Source organism: Streptomyces sp. NPDC048278, from assembly GCF_040652195.1.
In the GTDB taxonomy this organism is placed as follows: domain Bacteria; phylum Actinomycetota; class Actinomycetes; order Streptomycetales; family Streptomycetaceae; genus Streptomyces.
On record NZ_JBEZLP010000057.1, the window covers coordinates 24571 to 48449 of the forward strand.

Annotated in this window: 22 protein-coding genes; 9 read left to right on the forward strand and 13 right to left on the reverse strand. The window is 72.2% G+C overall.

Annotated features, from left to right (window positions below; translation table 11 throughout):
• Positions 1-250: 250 nt before the first annotated feature.
• Positions 251-1702: a cytosine permease gene (locus AB0D74_RS47760; RefSeq protein WP_362601960.1), complete on the forward strand. Its 1452-nt coding sequence runs from the start codon at positions 251-253 to the stop codon at positions 1700-1702.
• A 76-nt stretch (positions 1703-1778) separates the two neighbouring features.
• Here the strand turns inward: AB0D74_RS47760 and AB0D74_RS47765 are convergent, their stop codons facing one another.
• Complete coding sequence (locus AB0D74_RS47765; protein WP_362601963.1) at positions 1779-2303, reverse strand: transglycosylase SLT domain-containing protein; 525 nt, start codon at positions 2301-2303, stop codon at positions 1779-1781.
• A gap of 394 nt (positions 2304-2697) precedes the next feature.
• On the opposite strand from AB0D74_RS47765, the gene AB0D74_RS47770 reads away from it, so the two are divergent.
• On the forward strand, positions 2698-3426 hold the full coding sequence (locus AB0D74_RS47770) for a response regulator transcription factor (RefSeq protein ID WP_362601967.1): 729 nt from the start codon (positions 2698-2700) through the stop codon (positions 3424-3426).
• Complete coding sequence (locus AB0D74_RS47775) at positions 3423-4910, forward strand: ATP-binding protein (RefSeq protein WP_362601970.1); 1488 nt, start codon at positions 3423-3425, stop codon at positions 4908-4910. Before AB0D74_RS47770 ends, AB0D74_RS47775 begins: the two co-directional genes overlap by 4 nt.
• Positions 4911-4921: 11 nt before the next feature.
• On the opposite strand, the gene AB0D74_RS47780 is transcribed toward AB0D74_RS47775, so the two are convergent.
• From AB0D74_RS47780 to AB0D74_RS47795, 4 genes are all read right to left on the reverse strand, one after another.
• On the reverse strand, positions 4922-7306 hold the full coding sequence (locus AB0D74_RS47780) for a bifunctional salicylyl-CoA 5-hydroxylase/oxidoreductase (protein WP_362601973.1): 2385 nt from the start codon (positions 7304-7306) through the stop codon (positions 4922-4924).
• A gap of 11 nt (positions 7307-7317) precedes the next feature.
• Positions 7318-8994 (reverse strand): AMP-binding protein, encoded by a 1677-nt coding sequence (locus tag AB0D74_RS47785; RefSeq protein WP_362601976.1) that lies wholly within the window; start codon positions 8992-8994, stop codon positions 7318-7320.
• Between the two features lie 46 nt (positions 8995-9040).
• The gene (locus tag AB0D74_RS47790) at positions 9041-9916 is read right to left on the reverse strand and encodes an acyl-CoA thioesterase domain-containing protein (RefSeq protein ID WP_362602034.1); all 876 of its coding nucleotides are present in this window, start codon (positions 9914-9916) and stop codon (positions 9041-9043) included.
• Between the two features lie 92 nt (positions 9917-10008).
• Entirely contained in the window at positions 10009-10491 is a 483-nt protein-coding gene (locus AB0D74_RS47795) for a cupin domain-containing protein (protein WP_362601979.1), read from the reverse strand.
• Positions 10492-10631: 140 nt separating this feature from the next.
• Here AB0D74_RS47795 and AB0D74_RS47800 point away from each other — a divergent pair, with 140 nt between their 5' ends.
• On the forward strand, positions 10632-11045 hold the full coding sequence (locus AB0D74_RS47800; RefSeq protein WP_362601982.1) for a RidA family protein: 414 nt from the start codon (positions 10632-10634) through the stop codon (positions 11043-11045).
• A gap of 78 nt (positions 11046-11123) precedes the next feature.
• Here the strand turns inward: AB0D74_RS47800 and AB0D74_RS47805 are convergent, their stop codons facing one another.
• Positions 11124-11978 carry a PaaX family transcriptional regulator C-terminal domain-containing protein gene (locus AB0D74_RS47805; protein WP_362601985.1) on the reverse strand — a complete coding sequence of 285 codons (855 nt, stop codon included), beginning with the start codon at positions 11976-11978 and terminating at the stop codon, positions 11124-11126.
• Positions 11979-12266: 288 nt separating this feature from the next.
• On the opposite strand from AB0D74_RS47805, the gene AB0D74_RS47810 reads away from it, so the two are divergent.
• Positions 12267-12872 (forward strand): GPP34 family phosphoprotein, encoded by a 606-nt coding sequence (locus AB0D74_RS47810; protein ID WP_362601988.1) that lies wholly within the window; start codon positions 12267-12269, stop codon positions 12870-12872.
• A 147-nt stretch (positions 12873-13019) separates the two neighbouring features.
• Here AB0D74_RS47810 and AB0D74_RS47815 read toward each other — a convergent pair whose 3' ends face one another.
• Genes AB0D74_RS47815 through AB0D74_RS47835 form a run of 5 tightly spaced genes read right to left on the reverse strand, consistent with a single transcriptional unit; the run spans position 13020 to position 18382 of the window.
• Positions 13020-13889, reverse strand: a complete 870-nt coding sequence (locus AB0D74_RS47815; protein ID WP_362601991.1) for a carbohydrate ABC transporter permease — start codon at positions 13887-13889, stop codon at positions 13020-13022.
• On the reverse strand, positions 13886-14848 hold the full coding sequence (locus AB0D74_RS47820; protein ID WP_362601994.1) for a sugar ABC transporter permease: 963 nt from the start codon (positions 14846-14848) through the stop codon (positions 13886-13888). Before AB0D74_RS47820 ends, AB0D74_RS47815 begins: the two co-directional genes overlap by 4 nt.
• A complete protein-coding gene (locus tag AB0D74_RS47825; RefSeq protein ID WP_362601997.1) occupies positions 14842-16143 on the reverse strand; it encodes an ABC transporter substrate-binding protein in 1302 nt (433 codons plus the stop codon). Before AB0D74_RS47825 ends, AB0D74_RS47820 begins: the two co-directional genes overlap by 7 nt.
• Entirely contained in the window at positions 16140-17129 is a 990-nt protein-coding gene (locus tag AB0D74_RS47830; protein WP_362602000.1) for a GNAT family N-acetyltransferase, read from the reverse strand. The genes AB0D74_RS47825 and AB0D74_RS47830 overlap by 4 nt, the downstream gene beginning before the upstream one ends.
• A 56-nt stretch (positions 17130-17185) precedes the next feature.
• Complete coding sequence (locus AB0D74_RS47835; protein ID WP_362602003.1) at positions 17186-18382, reverse strand: DUF1343 domain-containing protein; 1197 nt, start codon at positions 18380-18382, stop codon at positions 17186-17188.
• A 163-nt stretch (positions 18383-18545) separates the two neighbouring features.
• Between AB0D74_RS47835 and AB0D74_RS47840 the strand changes: the two genes are divergently transcribed.
• A complete protein-coding gene (locus AB0D74_RS47840) occupies positions 18546-18734 on the forward strand; it encodes a hypothetical protein (protein WP_362602007.1) in 189 nt (62 codons plus the stop codon).
• 176 nt (positions 18735-18910) lie between these two features.
• Positions 18911-19225 (forward strand): hypothetical protein, encoded by a 315-nt coding sequence (locus tag AB0D74_RS47845; RefSeq protein WP_362602010.1) that lies wholly within the window; start codon positions 18911-18913, stop codon positions 19223-19225.
• A 75-nt stretch (positions 19226-19300) separates the two neighbouring features.
• On the opposite strand, the gene AB0D74_RS47850 is transcribed toward AB0D74_RS47845, so the two are convergent.
• Positions 19301-19936 carry a LysE family translocator gene (locus tag AB0D74_RS47850; protein ID WP_362602013.1) on the reverse strand — a complete coding sequence of 212 codons (636 nt, stop codon included), beginning with the start codon at positions 19934-19936 and terminating at the stop codon, positions 19301-19303.
• Positions 19937-20045: 109 nt separating this feature from the next.
• On the opposite strand from AB0D74_RS47850, the gene AB0D74_RS47855 reads away from it, so the two are divergent.
• On the forward strand, positions 20046-20987 hold the full coding sequence (locus AB0D74_RS47855; protein ID WP_362602016.1) for a LysR family transcriptional regulator: 942 nt from the start codon (positions 20046-20048) through the stop codon (positions 20985-20987).
• Here the strand turns inward: AB0D74_RS47855 and AB0D74_RS47860 are convergent.
• Positions 20976-22169: a hypothetical protein gene (locus AB0D74_RS47860; RefSeq protein WP_362602019.1), complete on the reverse strand. Its 1194-nt coding sequence runs from the start codon at positions 22167-22169 to the stop codon at positions 20976-20978. The genes AB0D74_RS47855 and AB0D74_RS47860 overlap by 12 nt on opposite strands.
• A 176-nt stretch (positions 22170-22345) precedes the next feature.
• Between AB0D74_RS47860 and AB0D74_RS47865 the strand changes: the two genes are divergently transcribed.
• On the forward strand, positions 22346-23791 hold the full coding sequence (locus AB0D74_RS47865; RefSeq protein ID WP_362602022.1) for a glyceraldehyde-3-phosphate dehydrogenase: 1446 nt from the start codon (positions 22346-22348) through the stop codon (positions 23789-23791).
• The last annotated feature ends 88 nt before the right edge of the window (positions 23792-23879 follow it).

A 23879-nucleotide genomic window follows, 5' to 3' on the forward strand; every position in this document is an offset into this window, starting at 1 on the left:
TTCGCAGATCGAGGGGACACAGACCTGCGAACGTAGACAAAATGTCCGTCCTGCGACATGACGGCCGCCACGACGGGACCGGTTCGGGGCCGAATGTGAGCAGGGCAACAGGGCTGGTGGTGAGCAGGACGACAGTGCCGCACGCGAGGTGTGCCTTCCGTTGTACGGAACGTGAATTCCGCATGCCTCATCGGGCTGCGTCCGGGGGAAGAATGAGGTCAGAGCGACGGACCGGCCCCTGGGAGGTGCCATGAGCACATCGGCGGAACCGCGGGTGAGCGGTCTGGAGGTCCGGTCCATCGACTACGTGCCGCTGGACGAGCGGCACGGCAAGCTGTGGCACCTGGGTCCGCTGTGGTTCATGTCCAACGCGCAGATCGCCACCCTGGCCGTGGGGCTGATCAGCATCACGGAGGGCGGCAACCTGATCTGGTCGCTGCTGGCGATCGTCGCGGGCACGCTGATCGGCACGTTCTTCATGGCGTTCCACTCGGCCCAGGGGCCGCAGCTGGGACTGCCGCAGATGATCCAGTCCCGCCCGCAGTTCGGCTATGTCGGGGCGCTGCTGGTGTGGCTGTTCGCGTACGTGCAGTACGCGGGCTTCAACGTGTTCAACACCGTGCTGGCCGGCCAGGCCCTGGACACCACGATCCACGGCGGCGTGAAGCTCTGGGTGATCGTCGTCACGGTGGTCGGGCTGGTCGTGGCGCTGGTGGGGTACGACATCATCCACAAGGCCGAGCGGTTCCTGACCTACACGTTCCTGGTGGTCTTCGGGATCTTCACCGTCGGGATCCTGGTCACCCTGCACTACCCGGCGGGCTCGTTCGACCTCGGCGCCTTCAGGACCACGCCGTTCCTGGCGCAGTTCGGCGTGGTCGCCGGCTACCAGATCAGCTGGGCCATCTACGTCTCGGACTACTCGCGCTACCTGCCGCCGGACGTCACCGTCCGCAAGACGTTCTACTGGACCTACTTCGGCTCGGCGCTCGGCGGCATCTGGCTGATGGTGCTCGGCACGCTGCTGGCCGCCTGGGCGGGCGCCGGTTTCGACACGATCCCGTCGATCAACGCCGCCGGCGACAAGGTCTTCGACGGCTTCGGCGCGATCGTGCTGCTGTTCTCCGCGCTGGGCCTGATCTCCGTGACCGCGCTGAACATGTACGGCGGTTCCCTGACGCTGATCAGCGCCATCGACTCGTTCAGACGTGTGCGGCCGACCCTGGGCGTCCGCCTGGTCACGCTCGTGGTGACCGCCGCGCTCTCACTGGTCGGCGCGCTGGCGGCGACGTCCAACTTCCTGACGAACTTCAACAACTTCCTGTTGCTGGTGCTCTACCTGTTCATCCCGTGGACGTCCGTGAACCTGATGGACTACTACGTGGTGCGCCGGGGCCACTACGCGATCGCCGAGATCTTCAAGCCGAACGGCATCTACGGCCGCTGGGGCTGGCAGGGGATCATCTCGTACCTGGTCGGCTTCGCCGTCATGATCCCGTTCTTCTCGGTCGGCACCCTCTATGTCGGGCCCGCCGCCGAGGCCCTCGACGGCGCCGACATCTCCCTGTTCATCGGGCTGCCGGTGTCGGCGCTGCTGTACTGGCTGCTGACCCGCTCGATCGATGTCGAGGCGGAGACCCGCATCGCCGAGGCGGAGGCCGCGGCCCTGGAGCAGGCCTCGCACGAGCACCGCGAGCCGTAGGGGCCGGCTGCCCGCCGGACTCGGTCCCGAGTCCGGGGCGGGCCGCTGCTCGGCCCGCTCGACATCCGTGCTCCGGTCAGTACGCGGAGTTGACGTTGTCGATGGAGCCGTACCGGTGGGCGGCGTAGTTGGCCGCGGCGGTGATGTTGGCGACCGGGTCGGTGACGCTGCCGGAGGTGCCGGCGACGTGGTACGCGTTGAAGGTGGGGTCGATGACCTGGAGCAGACCCTTGGAGGGGGTGCCCTTCTGCGCGTTGACGTCCCAGTTGTTCTGGGCGCTCGGGTTGCCGCCGGACTCGCGCATGATGTTGCGCTTCAGGCCGTCGTAGCTGCCCGGGATGCCCTTGGACTTCATGATCTGCAGGGACTGCTTGATCCAGCCGTCCAGGTTGTTGCCGTAGCCGGCCTTGTGGGAGGCGGTGCGGCTGCTGTCGCCGGAGGAGGCCGTGACCGCGGTCGAGGTGTGCGCCTGCGTCATCTCGGCGGCCTGTGCGTTCGCCGGCATCAGGGTGAGGGCGGCGGCAGCGGCACCCGTGGTGACGAGGCCGGTGAGGCCGAGGGTGCGCAGGCGGGCGATGCGGGTGCGGTTGATCGTGGTCATGTGAAAGCAACTCTCCGGTGGGGGACGGCGTCGGCGCCGGCCGCGGTGCGCGGCGGCGGTGGGCGGAGCCCGTACTACCGGCGGGAGGGGGCGGGTCCGGCGGGTGTCCGCTCGGCCCGTCGCCCGTCTCCCGGCGACGACAGCAATGGTTAGCGGGAGCCGCGGCGGGCCGCAATGATGTGACGTACTACCCGACTTAGGAACCAATGACCGAATTGCCCGCTTATATATGCCTTACAGGCAGTTCAGGGCGTTCCATTCCTACGAAGCTGCATAGGATGTGATCTGGCTCCTATGGGGGGTGTCACGCGTTCGGGGCCCTTTCGTGGGGTCCGCGGCACCCCGTCGACGGCCTCCACAGGTCACGTACAGGCCGTCGCGAGAGCATCCGCCCATGTCTGACACCCCCACACCGGCCCCGGGCGAGATCCGGGTGCTGATCGTCGACGACGAGCCGGAGCTGACCGAACTGCTCTCGGTCGCCGTCAGCGCGGCGGGCTGGCAGCCGCTCGTGGCGCGCGACGGGTACGGCGCACTGCGCGCCGCCCGTGCCCGCGGACCGCACGCCGTCGTGCTGGACGGCATGCTGCCGGACCTGGACGGCATCCAGGTGCTGCGCCGGCTGCGGTACGAGAACGCCAGGCTGCCCGTGCTGATGCTGACCGCCCGGGACGCCGTGGAACACCGGCTGGACGGGCTCGCCACCGGCGCCGACGACTACGTGACCAAGCCCTTCTCCCTGGAGGAGGTGATGCTCCGGCTGCGCGCGCTGCTGCGCCGCTCCGGGGCCGGCGGGTCCGCCGCGGCGGAGGAGGGGGTACGGGTCCTCGGCGACCTGGTGCTGGCCGAGCGGACCCGCGAAGTACGCCGGGGCGGCATGCCGGTCACGCTCACCGCGAAGGAGTTCGACCTCCTGCTGTTCCTGATGGACCACCCCCGCCAGGTGCTCAGCAAGACGCGGATCCTCGACCACGTGTGGAACAGCTCGTTCGACGGCGGCGGGAACCTGGTGGAGGTGTACGTCTCCGGTCTGCGCGCGAAGATCGACAAGGAGCGCCGGCCGATGATCCACACCGTGCGCGGCTCCGGGTACGTCATCAGAGCGGCGGACGACGAGGGATGACGGCTCTCGGGCGGGCCCTCACCCGGCTGCGCGGGCGCTCGCTGCGGGTGCGGATGGTCCTCGTCCACTCCCTCACCCTGGCCGCCGTGTGCACGGCGATGGCCGTGGCCACCGTGCTGGTCCAGCGCTACTACCTGATCCGGGACCTGGACCAGCGGGTCACCGACGCCGCCGAGCACAGCCAGGGCGGCCGGGAGCACGCGCCGCCCGGCGCGAGCCTCGGCTTCCTCAACGAGCGCGGCCAGCACACCGGCACCCTGGCCGCGCTCATGACCGGCGAGAAGATCGCCACGGCCGAGGTGGTGACCGACCAGGGCCCGCGCTCCCTGACCGCGGCCCAGCGCGCCGCCCTGGGCGGCATCCCGGCGGACGGCACCCTGCACACCCGGACGGTTCCGGGCCTCGGCACCTACCGGCTGACCGCCGTCACCGAGAGCGGCACCGCCATGCTGGCCGGGCTGCCCGTGGACGGCGTCCAGCACATGATCGACTCCCTGGTCGTGATCGAGGCCTGCATCGCCGGGGTCGGGCTGGTCCTCGCGGGTTCCGTGTCGGCCGTGGCGGTCCGGCGGCAGCTACGGCCGCTGCGGCGGGTCGCCGCCACCGCCGTCGAGGTCTCGCACGTACCGCTCGACCGGGGCGAGGTGAGCGGGCTCACCCGGGTGCCGGCGGCGGACACCGATCCGGGCACCGAGGCCGGTCAGGTCGGCGTCGCGCTGAACCGGCTGATCGACCACGTGGAGTGGTCCCTGTCCGAACGGCAGCGGGCCGAGGAACACATGCGGCGCTTCCTCGCCGACGCCGGCCACGAGCTGCGCACCCCGCTCGCCTCGATCGCCGGGTACGCCGAGTTGATGCTGATGGGCGTGGACTCCCGGAAGATCGAGCCGGAGCTGGCCTGGCGCCGGGTCTCCGACCAGTCGGCACGGATGACGGGCCTGGTCGAGGACCTGCTGCTGCTCGCCCGGCTGGAGGAGGGCAGGCCGCTGGAGGCCGTGGAGGTGAACCTGGCGACCCTGGTCGGGGACGCGGTGTGGGACGCCCGGGCCGCGGGGGCGGGCCACCACTGGCAGCTGGTGCTGTGCCTGGACGCACCCGCCACGGTGACCGGCGACCCGTCCCGGCTGCACCAGGTGGTCGCCAACCTGCTGGCCAACGCCCGGACGCACACCCCCGCCGGGACGCGGATCACCGTCACGGTGGAGACGGCGGACGGGCACTGCGCGATCCGCGTGCACGACGACGGCCCGGGCATCCCCGGCGACCTCCTGCCGACCGTCTTCGACCGCTTCACCCGGGGCGACGCCTCCCGCTCCCGCACCCCGGGCGCCGCGGGCGGGGCCGGGCTGGGACTGGCCATCGCCGCCGCGATCACCCAGGCGCACCATGGCCGGATCGAGGTGGAGAGCGCCCCCGGCGACACCCGGTTCACCGTCACCCTGCCGCTCACCGCGGCGCGGAGCCGGGACTCGGGCACCGCCTGACCCGCCGGTCCTCACCGCACCGCCGGCAGCCCCTCGCCCGCGGGCTTCCAGCGCAGATGGACGCTCTCCCCCGCCTGCCCGGCCCGCAGCAGCGACAGGCGGGGACGTACGGCGTCGGTGCGCGCGGTCGGCGGCCTGCGGCGGCCGGCCCGGAACGGGGCGGGCCACTCGGCGGCGGCCCCCGCGTACTCCTGCTCGGCCGCCGCGTGCAGGGTCCAGTGCGGGTCGTACAGATGGGTACGGCCCAGGGCGCACAGGTCGGCGCGGCCGGCCAGAAGGATGGAGTTGACGTCGTCGTAGGAGGCGATGGCGCCGACGGCGATGACCGCCGCGCCGGTGGCGGCGGCGACCTCGTGCCGGATGCGGTCGGCGAAGGGGGTCTGGTAGGAGCGGCCGTAGGCGGGCCTCTCGTCCTTGGTGACCTGGCCGGTGGAGACGTCGACGCCGGCCGCGCCGTGGGCGACGAAGGCGCGGGCGATCTCGACGGCGTCGTGCTCGGTGTTGCCGTCCGGCATCCAGTCGGTGGCGGAGATCCGCACGATCATGGGGCGGTCGGCGGGCCAGGCGGCGCGGACCGCGTCGAAGACCTCCAGCGGGAAGCGGAGCCGGTTCTCCAGCGGACCGCCGTACGCGTCGGTGCGGTGGTTGGCGATCGGCGAGAGGAACGAGGAGAGCAGGTAGCCGTGGGCGCAGTGGAGTTCGAGGAGGTCGAAGCCGGCGTCCGCGCCGCGCCGGGCCGCCGAGACGAACTCGGCCCTGATCCGGTCCAGGTCGGTGCGGGTGAGTTCGCGCGGCGCGGGTGAGCCGGGGCCGTAGGGCAGCGGGGAGGGGCCGACGGTCTCCCAGTTGCCGTCCGGGAGCGGTTCGTCCATGCCCTCCCACATCAGGCGGGTCGAGCCCTTGCGGCCGGAGTGGCCGAGCTGGAGGCCGATGCGGGCGGTGCTGTTGGCGTGCACGAAGTCCACGACGCGGGTCCAGGAGTCGCGTTGCGCGTCGTTCCACAGGCCGGTGCAGCCGGGGGTGATCCGGCCCTCGGGCGAGACGCAGACCATCTCGGTCATCACCAGGCCCGCCCCGCCCATGGCCTTCGAGCCGAGGTGGACGAGGTGGAAGTCCCCGGGGACCCCGTCGACGGCGGAGTACATGTCCATCGGGGAGACGATCACCCGGTTCTTCAGCTCAAGACCGCCGATGCGGAACGGCTGGAACATGGCGGGGGCCCGGCCGCTCAGCCCCTGTGCCGCGGCGAAGGCGGTGTCGACGCGTTCGGCGAACTCGGCGTCGCGGGTGCGCAGGTTGTCGTAGGTGATGCGGCGGGAGCGGGTGAGGAGGTTGAAGCAGAACTGGGTGGGCTCCTGGCGGGCGTACATGCCGATGTTCTCGAACCACTCCAGTGAGGCCTGCGCGGCCCGCTGGGTGGACTCCACCACCGGCCGCCGCTCGCTCTCGTAGGCGGTCAACGCGCTCTCGGCGTCCGGGTGTTCGTGCAGGCAGGCGGCGAGGGCGAGGGCGTCCTCCATGGCCAGTTTGGTGCCGGAGCCGATGGAGAAGTGGGCGGTGTGGGCGGCGTCGCCGATCAGGACCAGGTTCCCGTGGTGCCACCGCTCGTTGCGCACGGTCGTGAAGTTCAGCCACTTGGAGTTGTTCGCGAACACCCGGTGTCCGTCGAGTTCGGCGGCGAACAGCTCACGGATCCGCGCCACGGCCTGCTCGTCGGAGGCGCCCGGCGCGAACACCGTGTCCTCGGTGGCGTCGAAGCCCGCCCGGCGCCAGACGTCCTCGTGCATCTCCACGATGAACGTCGAGCCGGCGTCCGAGTACGGGTAGCCGTGCACCTGCACCACCCCCCACTCCGTCTCCTTGACGAAGAACTGGAAGGCCTCGAAGACCCGGTCCGTGCCCAGCCACATGTACTTGCTGTGGCGCCGGTCGAGCGAGGGGCCGAAGGCGTCCGCGTGGGCCGTGCGCACGGCGGAGTTGACACCGTCCGCGCCGACCACGAGGTCGTGGGCGGCGCGCAGTCCGGCCGCCTCGGGCGCGGGGGTGCAGAAGTGCAGGGTGACGCCCAGGTCGCGGCAGCGCCGCTGGAGCAGGCGCAGGAGGTCCTTGCGGCTCATGGCGGCGAAGCCCTGGCCGCCGACGGTGTGGCTCTCGCCCCGGTAGTGGATGTCGATGTCCGTCCAGCGGGCGAAGCGGCGGGCCATGGCCTCGGCGAAGACGGTGTCGGCGTTCTCGATGCCGCCGAGCGTCTCGTCGGAGAAGACCACGCCGAAGCCGAACGTGTCGTCGGGGGCGTTGCGTTCCCACACGGTGATCTCGTGGGCGGGGTCCAGCTGCTTCATCAGGGCCGCGAGGTAGAGCCCGCCCGGGCCACCGCCGATGATCGCGATTTTCACCGGAGTTCCTCTCACTGCTCGGCGACCGGGTCGGCGACCGGCTCGGCGAGGGCCTCGGCGGCCTGTTCCTGTTCGATGATCCTGCGCAGCGCGAACCGCTGGAGCTTTCCGCTGGTGTTGCGCGGCAGGGAGTCGCGAAAGCGCACGTCCCGTGGGTACTTGTAGGGCGCCAGGACCTGTTTGACGTGGTCCTGGATCTCCTTGGCCTTCTCCGCGTCCCCGGTGACGCCCTCGCGCAGTACGACGAAGGCGCAGACGACCGAGCCGCGCTCCGGGTCGGGCCGGGCCACGACCGCCGACTCGACGACGTCCGGGTGGGTGTCGACGGCGGCCTCCACCTCGGGACCGCCGATGTTGTACCCGGAGGAGACGATCATGTTGTCGCTGCGGGCGTGGTAGTGGAAGTAGCCGTCCTCGTCCCGGTGGAAGATGTCGCCCGTGACGTTCCAGCCGCCCACGACGTAGTCCTGCTGCCGTTTGTCGTCGAGATAGCGGCAGCCCACCGGGCCGATGACGCCGAGCCGCCCCGGCTCCCCCGGGCCGAGCTCCTCGCCGCCCGGGCCGAGGATCGTGGCCCGGTAACCGGGCACCGGACGGCCGGTGGCACCGGGCCTGATGTCGTCTCCGGCGGCCGAGATGAAGATGTGGAGCAGCTCGGTCGCGCCGATGCCGTCGATCACCTTCAGGCCGATGCGGTCGCGCAGTTCCGTCCAGACGGTGAGCGGTATGTGCTCGCCGGCCGACACCCCGGTCCGCAGACTGCCCAGCCGGCGTTCCATGCGGGCGCGGACGATCGCCTTGTAGGCGGTGGGCGCGGTGGCGAGGACGGTGACGCCGTGGTCCTCGACGAGACCGGCGAGCTGGGGCGGGGTCGCCGTCTCCGCGAGAAGGGCGCAGGCGCCGGCCCGCAGCGGGAAGACGACGAGCATGCCGAGGCCGAAGGTGAAGGCGAACGGCGCGGTGCAGGCGACCAGGTCGTCCGGGCGCAGCCGCAGGACGTGCCGGCCGAAGGTGTTGTCGATGGACAGGATGTCCCGGTGGAAGTGCATGGTGATCTTCGGGACGCCCGTGCTGCCCGAGGTCGGGCCGAGCAGTGCCACGTCGTCGGCGGCGGTGTCGACGTTGGTGAACTCGCCGGACTTCGCGGCGCAGCGGGCCACCAGGTCGCCGTCGCCGGTCCCGCCGTACGCGACCACCGTCAGGCCGGGCAGTGCGGTGCGGACCTCGTCGGTGAAGCGGTGGTCCACGAGGGCGAGCGCCGGGCGGGTGTGTTCGGCGATCGGGACGATCTCGCGGGCACGGAGCGCGGCCATCGTGGTGACCACCACCCCGCCGGCCTTCAGGACCCCGAGCCAGCAGGCCACCGTCCAGGGGGTGTTGGGCGCGCGCAGCAGCACGCGCTGCCCCGGCACCAGGTCCAGGTCCGCGGTCAGCACCTGGGCCACCTGGTTGGCGCGGGTGAGCAGTTCGCCGTACGTCCACAGTTCCCCGGCCGGGGTGCGCAGGGCGGGGCGGGCGGGGCCGTACCGTTCGACGGCCGCGTCGATGAGCTCGCCGGCCGCGTTGAGGCGTTCCGGGTAGGCCAGTTCGGGGGTGGTGAACTCGAGGGTGGGCCACTGTCCGGCGGGCGGGAGGTGGTCCCGGGCGAAGGTGTCCAGGTGCGAGGTGGGTGAGAGCGGAAGAGCCAACGCGGGGTTCCTTCCGGGAGCCCGCCGGTGGTGTGCGGCGGGCGGCTCAGGCGGGACGGATCATGCCCTCCTGGACCACGGTGGCCAGGTGGCGGTGGTCGCGGGTGAAGAAGCGACCGCTGCCCAGTCCGCGACCCGCGTCGGCGGCCACCGCTTCCTGGGCGTAGAGCAGCCAGTCGCCGACCGGTGCGGGACGGTGGAACCACATGGCGTGGTCGAGGCTGGCGGTGACCAGGCCGGGGTCGGCCCAGGCCAGGCCGAGGACGCGCAGGACGGGTTCGAGGACGGTGTAGTCGCAGACGTAGGCGAGGGCGGCGAGGTCGCGCTGGGCGTCGGTGAGGCCCTCGACGGGACGGAGCGCGTCGAACGGCCTTACCCAGACGGCCTGGTGGGGCAGGCGCTCGCCGTCGACGGTGAGGTAGACGGGGCCGGGCACGTGCCGCATGTCGAAGCCGCGGCCCGCGCTCCAGTAGGCCTTGGACCCGGTGGTCATGGTGCCGCCGGTGCGCTCGGCGAGGTAGGCGGCCGAGGCGGGCAGGGTCTCGGGGCCGGGCACGTCACCGGCGAACTCGGTGTGGAAGGACGAACCCGGCTCCCCCGCCGCGAAGTTGGCGAGGCAGACGTACAGGACCTTGCCGTTCTGGTAGCCGCGCACCTGGCGGGTGCTGTAGCCGCGGCCGTCGCGCAGCACCTCGACCTCGTAGCGGACCTCCGCGCCGATGTCGGCCGGGCGCAGGAAGTAGCTGTGCGTGGAGTGCAGCGTCTTGCCGTCGGTCACCGAGCGCATCGCCGCGGCGGCGGCCTGGGCGACGAGGTCGCCGCCGTAGGCCTTGGGCCAGGGGCACGGCTGGGTGGTGGCGGTGAAGGCGAGGTCGAAGTGCTCGGGCGGGGCGGGCTTGAGGGTGAGGGCGGCGGTGACGATCGCGGAGGTCGGGGCGGTCCCGTCGGACGAGTCGGCGGGGACGGTGGTGCCGGTCGGACCGGCGGGGCCGGCGGATCCGGTCGGAGCGGCGGTCACCGGTTCAGCCAGTCGCGCAGGTCGGCGTCGGCCACGTCGGGGAGGTTCACCACGATGTTCCCCGGGGTCCGGGTGGTCATCCACACCAGGGGCCTGGACCGGGACAGGTTGCACTCGACGTGCGGCATGAAGGGCGGGACGAAGACCCAGTCGCCCTCTTCCATGTCGAGGTAGTCCTCGAACTTCTCGCCGAAGTAGATCCGCGCCCGGCCGGACAGGACGTAGCCGCCGGTCTCGGCCTCGCCGTGGTGGTGGGAGACCGAGCGGTAGCCCGGCTCGTTGCTGACCTTGCCGTACCACAGGCGGCGCGCCGGGGTCTGCCCGGCGCTGACGCCCGACACGCGGACGGCGCCGCCCGAGTCGGCGGTGTTGACGTCCTCCCGGCCGGCCCGGGTCACGACCGGGGCGACGATGCCGCTGGCCGGCCGGTACATCGCGTTGTCGCCCTCAAGCCGGTACTTGCCGAGGTCAGGCTCCATGGAATCGACTCCGTTTCCGTGGGCTCGCGGGGGTCCGGATCCGGACCGCGCGCTCTATCTCGTATTTTTCACGGCCGTCATTTATTGTCAATACGACCGGCCGTGCGGCCGGCGCCAAACCCGACCGAACCGGAGGCCTGATGACTCCCGTCGCCGTGAACCCGCCCGACCTGCCCGCGCCGAGCGGCTACTCGCACGGAACGCTCGCCGGGAACACGCTGTACCTGGGCGGTCAGACCGCGTTGGACGCCGACATGAAGATCGTTCCGGGCGGGATCGTCGAGCAGTTCCGGCAGGCGTTCGGCAACGTGCTGACCACGCTGCGGGCGGCCGGGGGCGAGCCCGCGGACCTGGTGAGCGTGACGATCTACCTCACCGACATCCCCGGCTACCAGGCCCACGGCAAGGAGATCGGCAAGGTGTGGCGGGAGCTGGCGGGGCCGGTGTACCCGGCGATGGCCGGCATCGGCTGCACCGCGCTCTGGCAGCCGGAGGCGCTGATCGAGATCCTCGGCGTGGCGGTGATCCCGGAGGAACGGCTGGTCAGGCCGTAGGCCCGGGACGGGTGCCGGATGCAGGGTGCCGGATGCAGGGTGCCGGGGACCGGGTGCAAGGTGCCGGGCCCGGGTGTCCTAACCCGTGTGTATGACCGCCAGGGCGTGCGCGCGGGCGGGCTCCCGGAGGGTCCTGTCCAGCTCCTCGAAGAGCGCGCCTGCGGTGTCGCCGCTCCAGCCCGGCGGCAGCAGGGACAGCGGCAGTCCGGGGTCGCGGTACGGGAGCCGGCGCCATTCGGTGAGCATCGGCAGATAGATCCCGAACGCCTCCCGGGCCGGGACCGCACCCGCCGCCGCGCGCTCGCGCACCGGCCGGTACCGCTCCAGGAAGTCCGCGTAGAGCGCGGCGAGCTCGTCGAGGTCCCACCACTCGCGGACCTTCGCCGACAGGTCACCGAAGGCGAAGTGGTCGCCGGTGAAGATGTCGACGTACGGCGTCAGCCCGAGGCGCTGGAGGGTGCGGCGGGTCTCGTCGGCCAGGATGCCGGGCGCCACCCACACGCCCGGGGCGGCGGTGCCGAAGCCGAGGCGGGTGAGGGCCGTGCGCAGGGCGTGCCGCTTGTCGCGCTCGGACTCGGGCACGGAGAACACCACGACGAGCCAGCCGTCGCCGGCCCCTGCCCGGTTCCGTTCGAAGATGCGCACGTCTCCGTCCTCCAGCACCTCCAGCGTGTCCTCGGAGACGGCGTACCCGGCGGCGCCCTCGTGGCGCTCCCCGCGCAGTACCCCGCGCCGCTTCAGCCGGGAGACCGCAGAACGCACGGCCTGCCCCTCCACGCCGAGGTCGGCCATCAGGCGTATCACGGAGGCGACGGAGAGCCAGTTGTGCTCGCGGCGCGCGTACAGCGCGAAGAGGGTGATGATCAGCGGGCCCAGCCGGCTGTCCCGGCCGCCCGCGCCGACGGCGGCCGACGGCTCGGCGTGCGCGGTCATGCCCATCCACCTCCGGCCGACGTCACCCTGCTGATCGCGCAGCAGCCTATCGCGCGTCCGGGAGCCGCACCGGCGGCGCGGACCGGCGCCCGGGGCCCGGCGCGCGCACGTCGTGCTGCGGGGCGCCCGCCGACGGCACATGGTGGTGGTACGGCACGGGCGGCGGCGTCCGACCGGGCATCGAATCCGCCGGCGCCGTCGTTGTCCCTGACACCATTGCGTACCTCTGGTACCTGTAGTGCTTCAGATACCTCTGATGCCCTCGTCGTCTCTGTTGGGGAGTCCGTCATGACCACACCCCGGGACCTGTTCCTCGTCACCGTGTACGACGCCGCCGCGCGGCCCGTCGAGCAGGGTGACCTCTCGCTGGCGCTCGCGGGAGCCGAGCTGGTCGACCTCATCGACGCCGGGGCGGTCACGCTCGACGACGAGCTCGTCGTGCCCGCTCCGGCGGGCGGGACGGACGACCGGCTGCTCGACGAGGCGGTGGCGGCGCTGCGGCGTGAGACGCCGTACGAGTCGGTCGAGGACTGGCTGTGGCGGCGGGGGCGCGGCCTGGGCGGCGTCTATCTGGAGGCGCTGGAGGCGGACGGGACCGTCGCCCAGCAGCGGCGGCGCTGGCTGTCGCTGCCGACCGGTCGGACGGAGGCCGCGGACTCGCCCGAGCGGGCACGGGCGCACGAGCGCTGGGCGTCGGGCGAGCCGGTGCTCGCCGCCCTCGCCGCCGCGGTCGGGATCCGGGACGAGGCGGCGAAGGACCTCGCGAGTGCGGTCTCCGACGCGATCGTGACGGTGGTGGCCGCGGTGGACGACGCCGTGACGGAACTGGCCGCCGTACGCCAGCGGAGGGAGATCGAGGACGCGGCGTTCGACAACGTCTGGCGCGGCCTGTGACGGTGGGCGCCGTGCGGCGCCGCCCGGCTCACGCGTGACCGGCGCCGCCCGCCGCCCCACCCGGGCGGCCCACCGCCGCTCCGGCACCGTCCGGCGGCTCGCCGTGTCGCCTTCGCCCGCGGCCGTCCGGCCGCCCGCGGGATGCCCTCACTTGAGGCCGCTGAGCATGACGCCCCTGATGTAGTACTTCTGGAGCAGCAGGAAGAGGACGAGCACCGGGAGGACGCTCAGGACCAGTCCGGCCATGACGATGGGCAGGGTGCGGGTCGGGTCGACGTAGTCCTGGAGGAGTTGGATGCCGACGGGCAGGGTCATCACGTCCGGGTCGGCGGTGGAGACGAGCAGGGCCCAGATGTACTCGTTCCAGGCGTCGACGAAGGTGAGCAGGCCGAGGGTGACCAGGACCGGCTTGGTCTGCGGGACGACGATCCGCCACCACACGGCGAACTCGCCGGCGCCGTCGATGCGCGCGGCCTCCAGGACCTCGTCCGGGATGGAGACCATGAACTGGCGGGTCAGGAAGATCCCGAAGCTGCTGACGAGGAACGGCATGGCGAGCGCCACGATGCTGACGGTCAGTCCCGCGCCGCCGCGCCCGAGCAGGTCGTTGCCGCCGGCCAGCGGCCAGTGCACCAGGATCAGGAAGTGCGGGACGAAGAAGAGGAACGGCGGGAACATCATCGTCGACAGCACGAGCCGGAAGACGAAGTCCCGTCCGGGGAAGCGGAGTTTGGCGAGCGCGTAGCCCGCGAGCGACGACGTGAGCAGCACCGAGCCGGTGATCGTGGCGGTGGCGACGACGCTGTTGCGGAAGAGCACCGGCAGGTCGAGCTGGTGGATCGCCGCCCGGTAGTTGGACAGGTCGAACGCCTTCGGCAGGAACCGGTACGGCAGTGTGCCCGCCTCGTCGGGTCCCTTGAAGGACGTCATCAGCATGTCGGCGAACGGCACCACCGTGAGCACCGCGCCGGTGACCACCAGCAGATACGACAGCCACGGGAAACGGCGGCGGATCACGCGTCCTCCCCCTTGCGCCGGAAGAGCCACAACTGCACGAGCGTGACCGCGAGGACCACCGCGAACAGCACGAAGGCGGCGGCGCTCGCGGTGCCCCAGTCGCCGTAGGAGAAGGCCTGCCGGTACATCTCCAGGGCGGCCACGTCGGTGGCGTCCCCGGGTCCGCCCTTGGTCATCACGATGATCAGGGCGAAGGACTGGAGGCCGGTGAGGAACTGGGTGACGCACACGAACAGCAGGGACGGCCGCAGCAGGGGCACGGTGATCCGCCAGAAGACGGTCGCGGGCCCGGCGCCGTCGAGGGCGGCGGCCTCGTAGTACGACTCGGGGATGGACTTCAGCCCGGCGGTCAGGACCAGGATCGCCGAGCCGACGGAGGCCCAGGCCTGGACGACCACCACGGCGGGCAGTGCGGTGTCCGGGTCCTGGAGGAAGGCCACCGAGCCGAGGCCGACGGCGTTGAGGACGCCGTTGACGAGGCCGCCCGGCTGGTACATGTACTTCCAGACGTTGCCGACGGCGACGACGGTGGTGACGATCGGCAGGAAGTACAGGGTGCGCCACAGCCCCTGGAACCGCAGTTTGTCGATGCAGGTGGCGACGAGCACCGAGCCGGCGAGCGCGAGGGCGACGGTGCCCAGGGCGAAGAGCAGCGTGTTGGTGAGGACCGGCACCAGGAACGTGGAGCCGTCGGCGAAGAGGCCGGCGAAGTTGTCCAGGCCGACGGGGTCGATGTCGCCGAGGTCGAACCCGGCCCAGCGGGACGTCGACAGGAGCACCGCGAAGCCGAGGGGCAGGGCGAGGAAGACGGAGTAGAACAGCAGGGTCGGCGCCAGGAAGAGGTAGGCGACGGCGGCCTGGCGGCGCCGGTGCCGGGCGCGGACACGGACTCCGAGGGCGGTGGACCCGTCGCGCGCCGCCCGTTTCGTGGGCTGCGGTGCCAGGGTGGCGTTCACCATGAGCGCGCCACCTCCTGGTCGACCTGGCGGCGGGTGGCGCGCAGGGCCTCGTCGACCGTCTGCTGACCGGTCCACAGGGCCTCGATGTTCTTGCGCAGCAGCGACTTGGCCTGCTGGGCGCCGGGCACGTTCGGTTCGGGTACGGCGTAGGCCAGCGCGTCCAGGAACGCGTGCAGGTTCGGGTCGCCGCCGGTGCCGAGGAGCCTGCGCATGTCGTCGGCTCGGCCGGTCAGGGAGCCGACCGATGCCTGCAGGGCGCTCATCCGGGTGGTGCCTTGCACTTTCTCGGTGTTGAGCCAGTGCAGGAACTCCCAGGCCTCGTGAGGGTGTTCGCTGGCGGTGTTGACGCCGAGCATGAAGCCGGTGGAGAGCGTGGCGCGTCTGCCGCCGGACTCGGGGAGGGGCACGGGGGCGACGCCGACGTCGCGGTAGGCGGGGCCCATCAGTGCCTTCAGGTTCGCCGTCCACCAGCCGGCGCTGATCACCATGGCAACCTGTCCGGAGGCGAACGCCTGGTAGACGTTGACGCCGGGGGCGCTGGCGCCCCTGTCGACGAGGCGGCGCTCCAGGTCGAACACGGCGCGGCCGGTCGGCGAGTCGATGGCGGTGCGTCTGCCGTCGGCGGAGACGAACCGCCCGCCGGCGGCGTTGAGCAGGGCGAGGGTCTGGCCGACGGTCGTGGAGTCGTCGAAGGTCGACAGGCCGAATCCCTGGACCAGCGTGTTGCCGTACCGGTCCCGCCGGGCGGTCCGGTAGGCGGCCTCCTCCAGCTCCGGCCAGGTGCGCGGCGGGCCGTCGACGCCGGCCGCGCGCAGCAGCCGCCGGTTGTAGTAGAGGGCGTACGTCTGCATCTCGGTGGGGTAGCCGTAGACCCTGCCCTCGACCGAGGCGGAGCCGACCGCGGCGGTGCCGTAACCGCGGCTGATCTCCGCGGCGTGCTCGGGCGGTGCGGGCCGCAGCACCCCGGCGCGGACGAGCTGGCCGTTCCACAGGCAGTACGGGTGCAGGATGTCCGTGCCCTGTCCCGCGGCCTGCCGGACCATGACGGTGGTCAGCAGGTCGGTGAACTCGACGGCCTTCGTCCGTACCTTGACCCGGTCGTGCAGGGCGTTCCACTCGTCCACCGGCTCCTGGAGGGCCTTCTTGAGCTCCCCGCTCGCGTAGTGGGAGAGCAGGGTGAGGACGACCGGGTCGCCGGGCCGCCCGGTCCCCCGGTGCGGGGCGGCGCAGCCGGAGGCGAGGAGCGCGGCGGGCAGGCCGAGCGCGAAGTGACGACGGCTCAGTGACGGTGTCACCGGGCGGCCTCCCTGCGCATCACCCTGAAGACCCGGGTCGTGGTGAAGCCGCTCTTGCGGTAGAGGTGGCCCGCCGGGGACTGGGCGCCGGTCCACAGGAACCAGGCGGAGTGCGCGCGCAGCGCCCGCATCCGCTCCAGGACCAGGTGGAGCAGGACTTCGCCGAGTCCGGTGCCGCGCAGCTCCTCCAGCACGCCGATCGGCCCGAACCGTTCGTCCACCGAGTCGAACGCCCCGTGCATGGCCCAGCCGACCGTCCGGCCCCCGGGGTCGCGGGCCACGACGATCCGGTCGAGCGGGGTGCCCGCGGTCAGGCAGGCCCGGATCGTGCAGGCCCAGTCCGGCCCGAAGTGGTCACCGGCGAGGGCCAGCAGGTCCACCAGGTCGTCGTCGGCCGGGGTGGCGAACCGGTAGCCGCGCGCGGTCAGTTCGGCGATGCGCAGCGCGATCTCGTCCGGGAGGCGGTAGCCGACCAGGACGCGGTCCATCGCCGCCGCCTCGTACAGGGTGCGGAAACCCAGGGAGTCCAGCAGCCCCGCCGCCTCCGGATAGGCCTCGGCGTCCAGGCCGGGGAAGACGTAGTTCGGGGTGTACGAGGAGAAGTCCACCCGCGTCCGGCCGTGGCCGTCCAGCCAGTCGAGGGCCTCGGTGAGCAGCCGGCGGCCGAGACCGCGCCCGCGGGCGTCCGGGGCGACGAAGAAGAACGGGATCCAGCCCTGCTCCGGCTCCAGGTCGGTGCCGGCCATGGGGGTCAGCCGGCGCACCGCGTAGGCGGCGCCGACGACCCGGTCGCCGTCGACGGCGACCCGCAGCCCCGCCGGGTCGAAGTTGGGGTCGAGCAGTACCAGGGAACGGAACCGGTCGGCGGTGATCGGGTCGGCCGGCGCGCTCCGGCGCCACGCCGCCACCACCCGCGGTCCGTCCCCGGCGCGGAAGCCGCGGATCCCGGCCTGGGTCGGCGTCGGGAGAGTCGTGAGATCCGTCATCGACGGGGTGTCCTTCCGGGCGGGGCGGCAGGCTGTCGCGGAGGGAACAGCCGGTCTCAGGGGTAGAGCAGGACGTCGTCGCCGGCCCAGCGGGCGGGCGGGGCCGGCGGGTCGCACAGCGGCAGCGGGTCGTCGCCCCCGTCGACGGCGCGCCGCAGCCGGTCGGATCCCCACAGCAGGTCGACGAAGTGCCGGTGCCCGGTCCCCTCGGCGCCCTCGTCCGTGGTGTGCCAGGCGAAGTCGTCCGGGTACAGCCGCCGGAGCACGGCGAGCATCGCGACGGCGGTGCGGACGGGGGCGAACGCCGCGCGGTCGGTGATGTGCAGCTGGACCCCGCGCAGCTGCCGTCCGGCGTGCTTGTGGAAGGCCGGCACGAACCGCAGGTCGCGGAAGTGCACGCCGGGCAGGCCGATTTCGGCGAGCGCGGGCGCGAACCGGGCGTCGACGTAGGGGGCGCCGACGATCTCGAAGGGCTGGGTGGTGCCCCGGCCCTCCGAGAGGTTCGTGCCCTCGAAGAGGCTGGTGCCGGGGTACACGGCGGCGGTGGCGGGCGTCGGGATGTTCGGCGAGGGGGCGATCCAGGGCAGGCCGGTGCCGGTGGCGTCCAGGGCGCGCCGCCAGCCGAGGGCCTCGATCACCGTCAGGTCGGCCGGGCGGCCCGCCGCCCGGGGTACGGCCGAGGCGTTGAGAAACCGGGCGAGTTCGCCGCAGGTGAGGCCGTGCCGGACGGGGACCGGGGCGCGCCCGACGAAGCTCGCCCATCCCGGGTCGAGCAGCGGGCCCTCGCTGAGGAGTCCGCCGAGCGGATTGGGCCGGTCGGCGACCACGAACCGGATGCCGGTGCGGGCCGCCGAGACCATCAGGTCGAACATGGTCCACACGTAGGTGTAGCAGCGGGTCCCGATGTCCTGGAGGTCGTGGACCAGGGCGTCGACGCCGCTGTCGATCAGCAGCTTGTCGAGCCGTTCGCCGTCGCGGCGGTAGGTGTCGTGGACCGGCAGGCCGGTGCCGGGGTCGGTCCGGGCCGTCTCGCTCTCGCCGGCCTGGCCGGTCCCGTGCAGTCCGTGTTCGGGACCGAACAGGGCGACCAGGGGCGCGCCGGCCGCGAGCAGGGCGGGGGCGGCCGGGCGCAGGTCCGGCAGGACACCGGTGTGGTTGGTGACCAGCCCGAAGCGGCCGGGTCCGGCGAGTGCGGGCGCCGCGTGCAGTCGTGCGATCCCGGTCGTCACCGTGCCGCGGTCGTCCGTGCTCATCCCTTGCCCCGTCCGCCGGTGAGATCTCCCTCAAGCAATGGTCAGGAATGTACTCTTTTATCCCGTAATTCCGGCAGGGAATCGCGGGGAACCGGATTGCCCCGATGGTGTGACGACGCCGGTCCCGCCGACTCCCGTGCGCGTCGCGGACGTTGGTACGGGCATGGGCCTCAGCGACACCCCTTCCTTCGCCCAACTGTCCGACGCCTACTGGCTGGACAGTCCCCACCTGGGCGAGGACGTCCCCGCCCCGGCTCCCCCGGTCCCGCCGCCGCCCTTCGCCTGGCGGACGGCGATGGTCGGGCTCTCGGCACTCACGGTCGCGGTCGCCCTGGTCGTGGCGTTCGTGTGAGCCTCCGTCCGGCCGGACCGGGCGTCACGACACGCCGACGCGCGTCCCCCGGACGTGGGACGTCTCCGTGTCGCTCGGGCATCCGGATGCGGTGACGGTGTGTGCTGGCACCGCGGATCCCGGTGTGCCCGGGGTCCCGTCGGTCACCGCTTTCACCGTTCACGAAGGACTTCACGATGCGCCTCCTCCGCCCGCTCGCCGTCACTCTCGGCGGGCTCGCCCTCACCGTCATCACCATGGGACCGGCGGCAGCCGCCGACGGGACGTTCGTCTGGGTGGGGCCGAAGGGCAAGGCGTACGCCATCCAGAACCCGCCGGACCGCAAGTGCCTGGAAATGGCACAGGAGGCGCGCGGGCCGCAGAACGCCACGAAGAAGGCGCTCGTCGTCTACAGCAAGGCGAAGTGCAAGGGCACCGCCCGCCGCGTCGCCCCCGGGCACTCGGCGCCCAGCACCGCCCGTTTCGCCAGCGTCGTGTTCAACCCCCGCTAGGCCGTCGGCGGTCCAGATGCCCGGTGGCGCCGGTCCCGACGCGGTGACCGGCGCCACTGTTCTGTCCCGGGCCGGTCAGACTCCTCCGGCCACCGCGATGCCCAGCCCGCACAGCACCACGCCGGTGACGATGTTCAGCCCGCGCCGTACCTCGGGCCGGGACACCAGGGCCCGGCCGCGGCCGACGGCCCAGGTGAAGAGCACGTACCAGGAGACGTTGACGAGGGCCCACAGGACGCCCAGGGCGATGCTGCTCAGGAGGACGGGACCGTCCGTCGTGACGAACTGGGGAAGCACCGAGACCGCGAAGACACCGGCCTTCGGATTGCCCAGCGCCGTGCCCAGTCCGGCGCCGTACGCACCCCGCAGTCCGGTGGGACCAGCCGTCGCGGCGCCCGGGGCGTCGGGGGCATCGGGGGCGGTGTGCTTCACCGCCGCCCTGAGAGTGTTGAACCCCAGCAGGAGCAGCACCGCCCCGCCCGCGAGCCGGACCAGCAGATAGGCGTGCGGGTTGGCGAGGAGCACCGCCGAGAGGCCCACCGCGGCGGCGGTCGACCAGACGAGCAGTCCGGTGGCGTTGCCCGCGATGGTGGCCCGGGCCGGGCGCGGGCCCAGTTCCAGGACCTGGCGGACCATGAGGGCCTGGCCGGCGCCGGGGAGCATGGCCAGCAGCCAGGTGGTGATCACGAACAGGGGCAGATGGGTGGGCACGGTGTCGCCGCCTTCTTCCTGGTGCGGGGCGGATGATCCGTCACCAGGCTGGCGCGGGGCGTGCGTGAAGAGAAGTAATGTCTCTGGGGGTCAGCTTTAAGATGTCTGAATGCTGATGCCCTCGGATCCTGGTCAGCTGCGCCTGCTCGCCCTGATCGGCCGGCATGGCTCGCTCACCGGCGCCGCCCATGCCCTCGGTGTGACCCCGGCCGCGGTGACCCAGCAGGTCGCCCGGGCCGAACGGGACTGGAACGCGCCGCTGGTGCTGCGCGGGCCGCGCGGCGCTTCGCTCACGGCGGCCGGGGCGCTGCTCGCAGAGCACGGGCGGGTCGTCGACGAGCAGACGGAACTGGCCGGGGAGCGGCTCGCCGCGCTCCTCGGCCGCCTGTCGCTGCGCCTGCGGGTGGGCACTTTCCTGGCCGCGGGGCTGCACCTGCTCCCACCCGCCCTGACCGCGCTGCGCCACCGGTATCCGGAGGCCGACGTGTCGGTGGAGGACCTGCTGTCGAACCGTGGGGTCGAAAAGGTCGAGGCGGGAGAGTTCGACGTCGGGGTGATCGCCTCCTGGGCCACTCCCCCGCAGCCGCCCCCGCACATCACCGTGCGCACGCTGCTGCGGGACCCCATGGTGGTCGTCCTGCCCGACGACCACCCGCTGGTCGCCCACTCCCCCGACGGCACTCCTCTGCGCCTGGAGCAGCTCCGGGACGAGTCGTGGGTCACCATCCTGGCCGGGCACGCCGCCCACGAACAGCTCCACCGCGCGGCGGGCGACGCCGGGTTCACGCCCAGGATCCGCTTCCAGACGGCGTCGTACGACCTCGCCCAGGCGCTGGTCGGCACCGGCATCGGCGTGGCCCTCGTCTCCCGGATGGCCCTCACCCCCGTGCCGGGCACCACACACCGGCCCCTCGCCGACCCCGCGCTCCACCGGGACGTGCACACCGTGACCCGCTCCGACACCACCCTCACCCCGCTGGCGGACGTCTTCCGGGCCCTGCTCCTCGACGTGGCCGCCGACCTGCGGGGCACCTGGACGTCACAGGGGTGACCTGGCGACCGCCACCGCATACGCGCCGAAAAGCAGCGAGACCGCCGCGAGCGCGCCGACGAGGAGGACGGCCTGGGCCGGCCGGACGCGCCGGGTCCTGACCAGGGCACGGGCCATCGGGATCAGGAGCGGGAAGGCCGGCAGCAGGAAGCGGGGCTTGGAGGAGAAGGAGCCCGAGCCGCCCACGACCAGCAGGACCAGGAGGCCCGCGAAGACCACCAGGGCGAGCGGGGCCCGGTCCAGGCAGAGCAGGCAGAACAGCAGCAGCCCCGCAGCGACGATCACCAGGTCCGCCGCGTAGACGAAGCCGCCGCCGTGCAGCAGCAGGCCCTTGAGGAAGCGCAGGGAGCCCGCGCCGAAGTCGAAGCGGGAGCTCCAGGCGCGCTGCACCTCGAAGTAGCCGTGCAGGAGGTTGCCGGTGCGCCGGCCGACCCACAGGACGTAGGCGAGCCAGCCGAGCGGGGCGAGCAGGCACCCGGCCCACAGGGCGAGGGGAACGCGGCCCCGCCGCCGTACCGCTTCGTACGCCCCGGCGGCCAGGACGGCGGCGGCGACCGCGAAGCCGCTGGGGCGGGAGAGACCGGCGAGCGCGGCCAGGCAGCCGGCCCACAGCCAGCGGTCCCTGAGGAGCCAGTACAGGGACCATGCGGCGAGGGCCGAGAAGAGGGACTCGGTGTAGGCGATGGTGAGTTCGACGGACTGGGGCAGTACGGCCCACAGGACGACGAGCGCGGTGGCGACGGCCCGCCCGTACAGGTGGTCGCCGATCCGGTACACGCCCCACGCGGCGACGACCGCGGCGGTCCAGGCGACGGCCAGCGCGGCCTCCCCGGGGGTGAGGGGCAGGACCGTCGTCACGGCGCGGATGAGCCCCGGGTACAGCGGGAAGAACGCCCAGTCGGTCTGCACGGCTCCCTTGCGGGTGATCTCGATGAGGTCGCCGTAGCCGTGGGCTGCGATGTGCAGGTACCAGCGGGCGTCCCAGGCGTGGGCCAGGTCCCTGACCAGGGGGCGCCGCAGCGCGTGGTTCGCCGCGGCGACGGCGGCGACTCCGGCGAGCCGCACGGCCGCGAACAGGAGCAGGGCGGGCAGCGGGCCGGTGAGGGTGCGGCCGACGGGTGCGGGACGGGCGGGACCGGTCTGCGCGGCGGACCCGGACCGCGGGACGGAGGACGTGCTCACGCTCCGACCTTCGGCAGCGGCCCGCGGCGCCGCAACACGGCACGGAGGTTTCTTACGGTCTTCCGCCCGGGTTCAGAACTTCGCGACCCGCGTCACACCCGGACCCCCTTGATCGATCATTCACCGGTCGGTTTAGCATATGAGCGCTACCCAGCTCGATCGAGAGATTCAGGTCTGTGACTGTCAACGACGACTCGTTCACCAACTGGAAGAACCGCGAGGAGATCGCGGAGTCGATGATCCCGCTCATCGGGAAGCTGCACCGGGAGCGGGACGTGACGGTCCTCCTCCACAGCCGCTCCCTGGTGAACAAGTCGGTGGTCAGCATCCTCAAGACCCACCGCTTCGCCCGCCAGATCGACGGTGCCGAGCTGTCGGTCACCGAGACGATGCCGTTCCTGCGGGCGCTCACCGCGCTCGACCTCGGCCCCTCCCAGATCGACATCGGCATGCTCGCCGCGACCCACAAGGCCGACGAGCGCGGCCTGAGCGTCGAGGCGTTCACCGCGGAGGCGGTCGCCGGGGCCACCGGCGCCAACAAGATCGAGCAGCGCGAGCCGCGGGACGTCGTCCTGTACGGCTTCGGCCGCATCGGCCGCCTGGTCGCCCGGCTGCTCATCGAGAAGGCCGGCTCGGGCAACGGCCTCAGGCTGCGGGCCATCGTGGTGCGCGGCACGGGCGGCGAGGACATCGTCAAGCGCGCCTCGCTGCTGCGCCGCGACTCCATCCACGGCCAGTTCCAGGGCACCATCACCGTGGACGAGGAGAACAGCACGATCCTCGCCAACGGCAACGAGATCAAGGTGATCTACGCCGACGACCCGAGCGCCGTGGACTACACCGAGTACGGCATCCGGGACGCCATCCTCATCGACAACACGGGCAAGTGGCGCGACCGCGAGGGTCTGTCGAACCACCTGCGCCCGGGCATCGAGAAGGTCGTGCTGACCGCGCCGGGCAAGGGCGACGTCCCGAACATCGTGCACGGCGTCAACCACGACACCGTCAAGCCGGACGAGCAGATCCTGTCCTGCGCCTCCTGCACGACCAACGCGATCGTGCCGCCGCTGAAGGCCATGGCCGACGAGTACGGGGTGCTGCGCGGGCACGTGGAGACCGTGCACTCGTTCACCAACGACCAGAACCTCCTGGACAACTACCACAAGTCCGAGCGCCGCGGCCGGTCCGCGCCGCTCAACATGGTGATCACCGAGACGGGTGCCGCCTCCGCCGTCGCCAAGGCGCTGCCCGACCTGAAGGCCCGGATCACCGGCAGCTCGATCCGGGTCCCGGTCCCGGACGTGTCGATCGCCATCCTCAACCTCCAGCTGGCCCGCGAGGCCTCCCGCGAGGAGGTGCTCGACTACCTCCGCGAGGTGTCGCTGACCTCGCCGCTGAAGCGCCAGATCGACTTCATCACCGCCCCGGACGCGGTCTCCAGCGACTTCATCGGCTCGCGCCACGCGTCGATCGTCGACGCCGGCGCGCTGAAGGTGGAGGGCGACAACGCGATCCTCTACCTCTGGTACGACAACGAGTTCGGCTACTCCTGCCAGGTGGTCCGGGTCGTCCAGCACGTCTCGGGCGTGGAGTACCCGACGTTCCCGTCCCCGGCGGTCTGACGCGCTACCCCTCCGGCGGCCCGGCTCCCTCTCCTGCTGCCGGCCTGCTGTGACGAACCGGAACTCTGTAGGCCGAATGAGTCCGCCG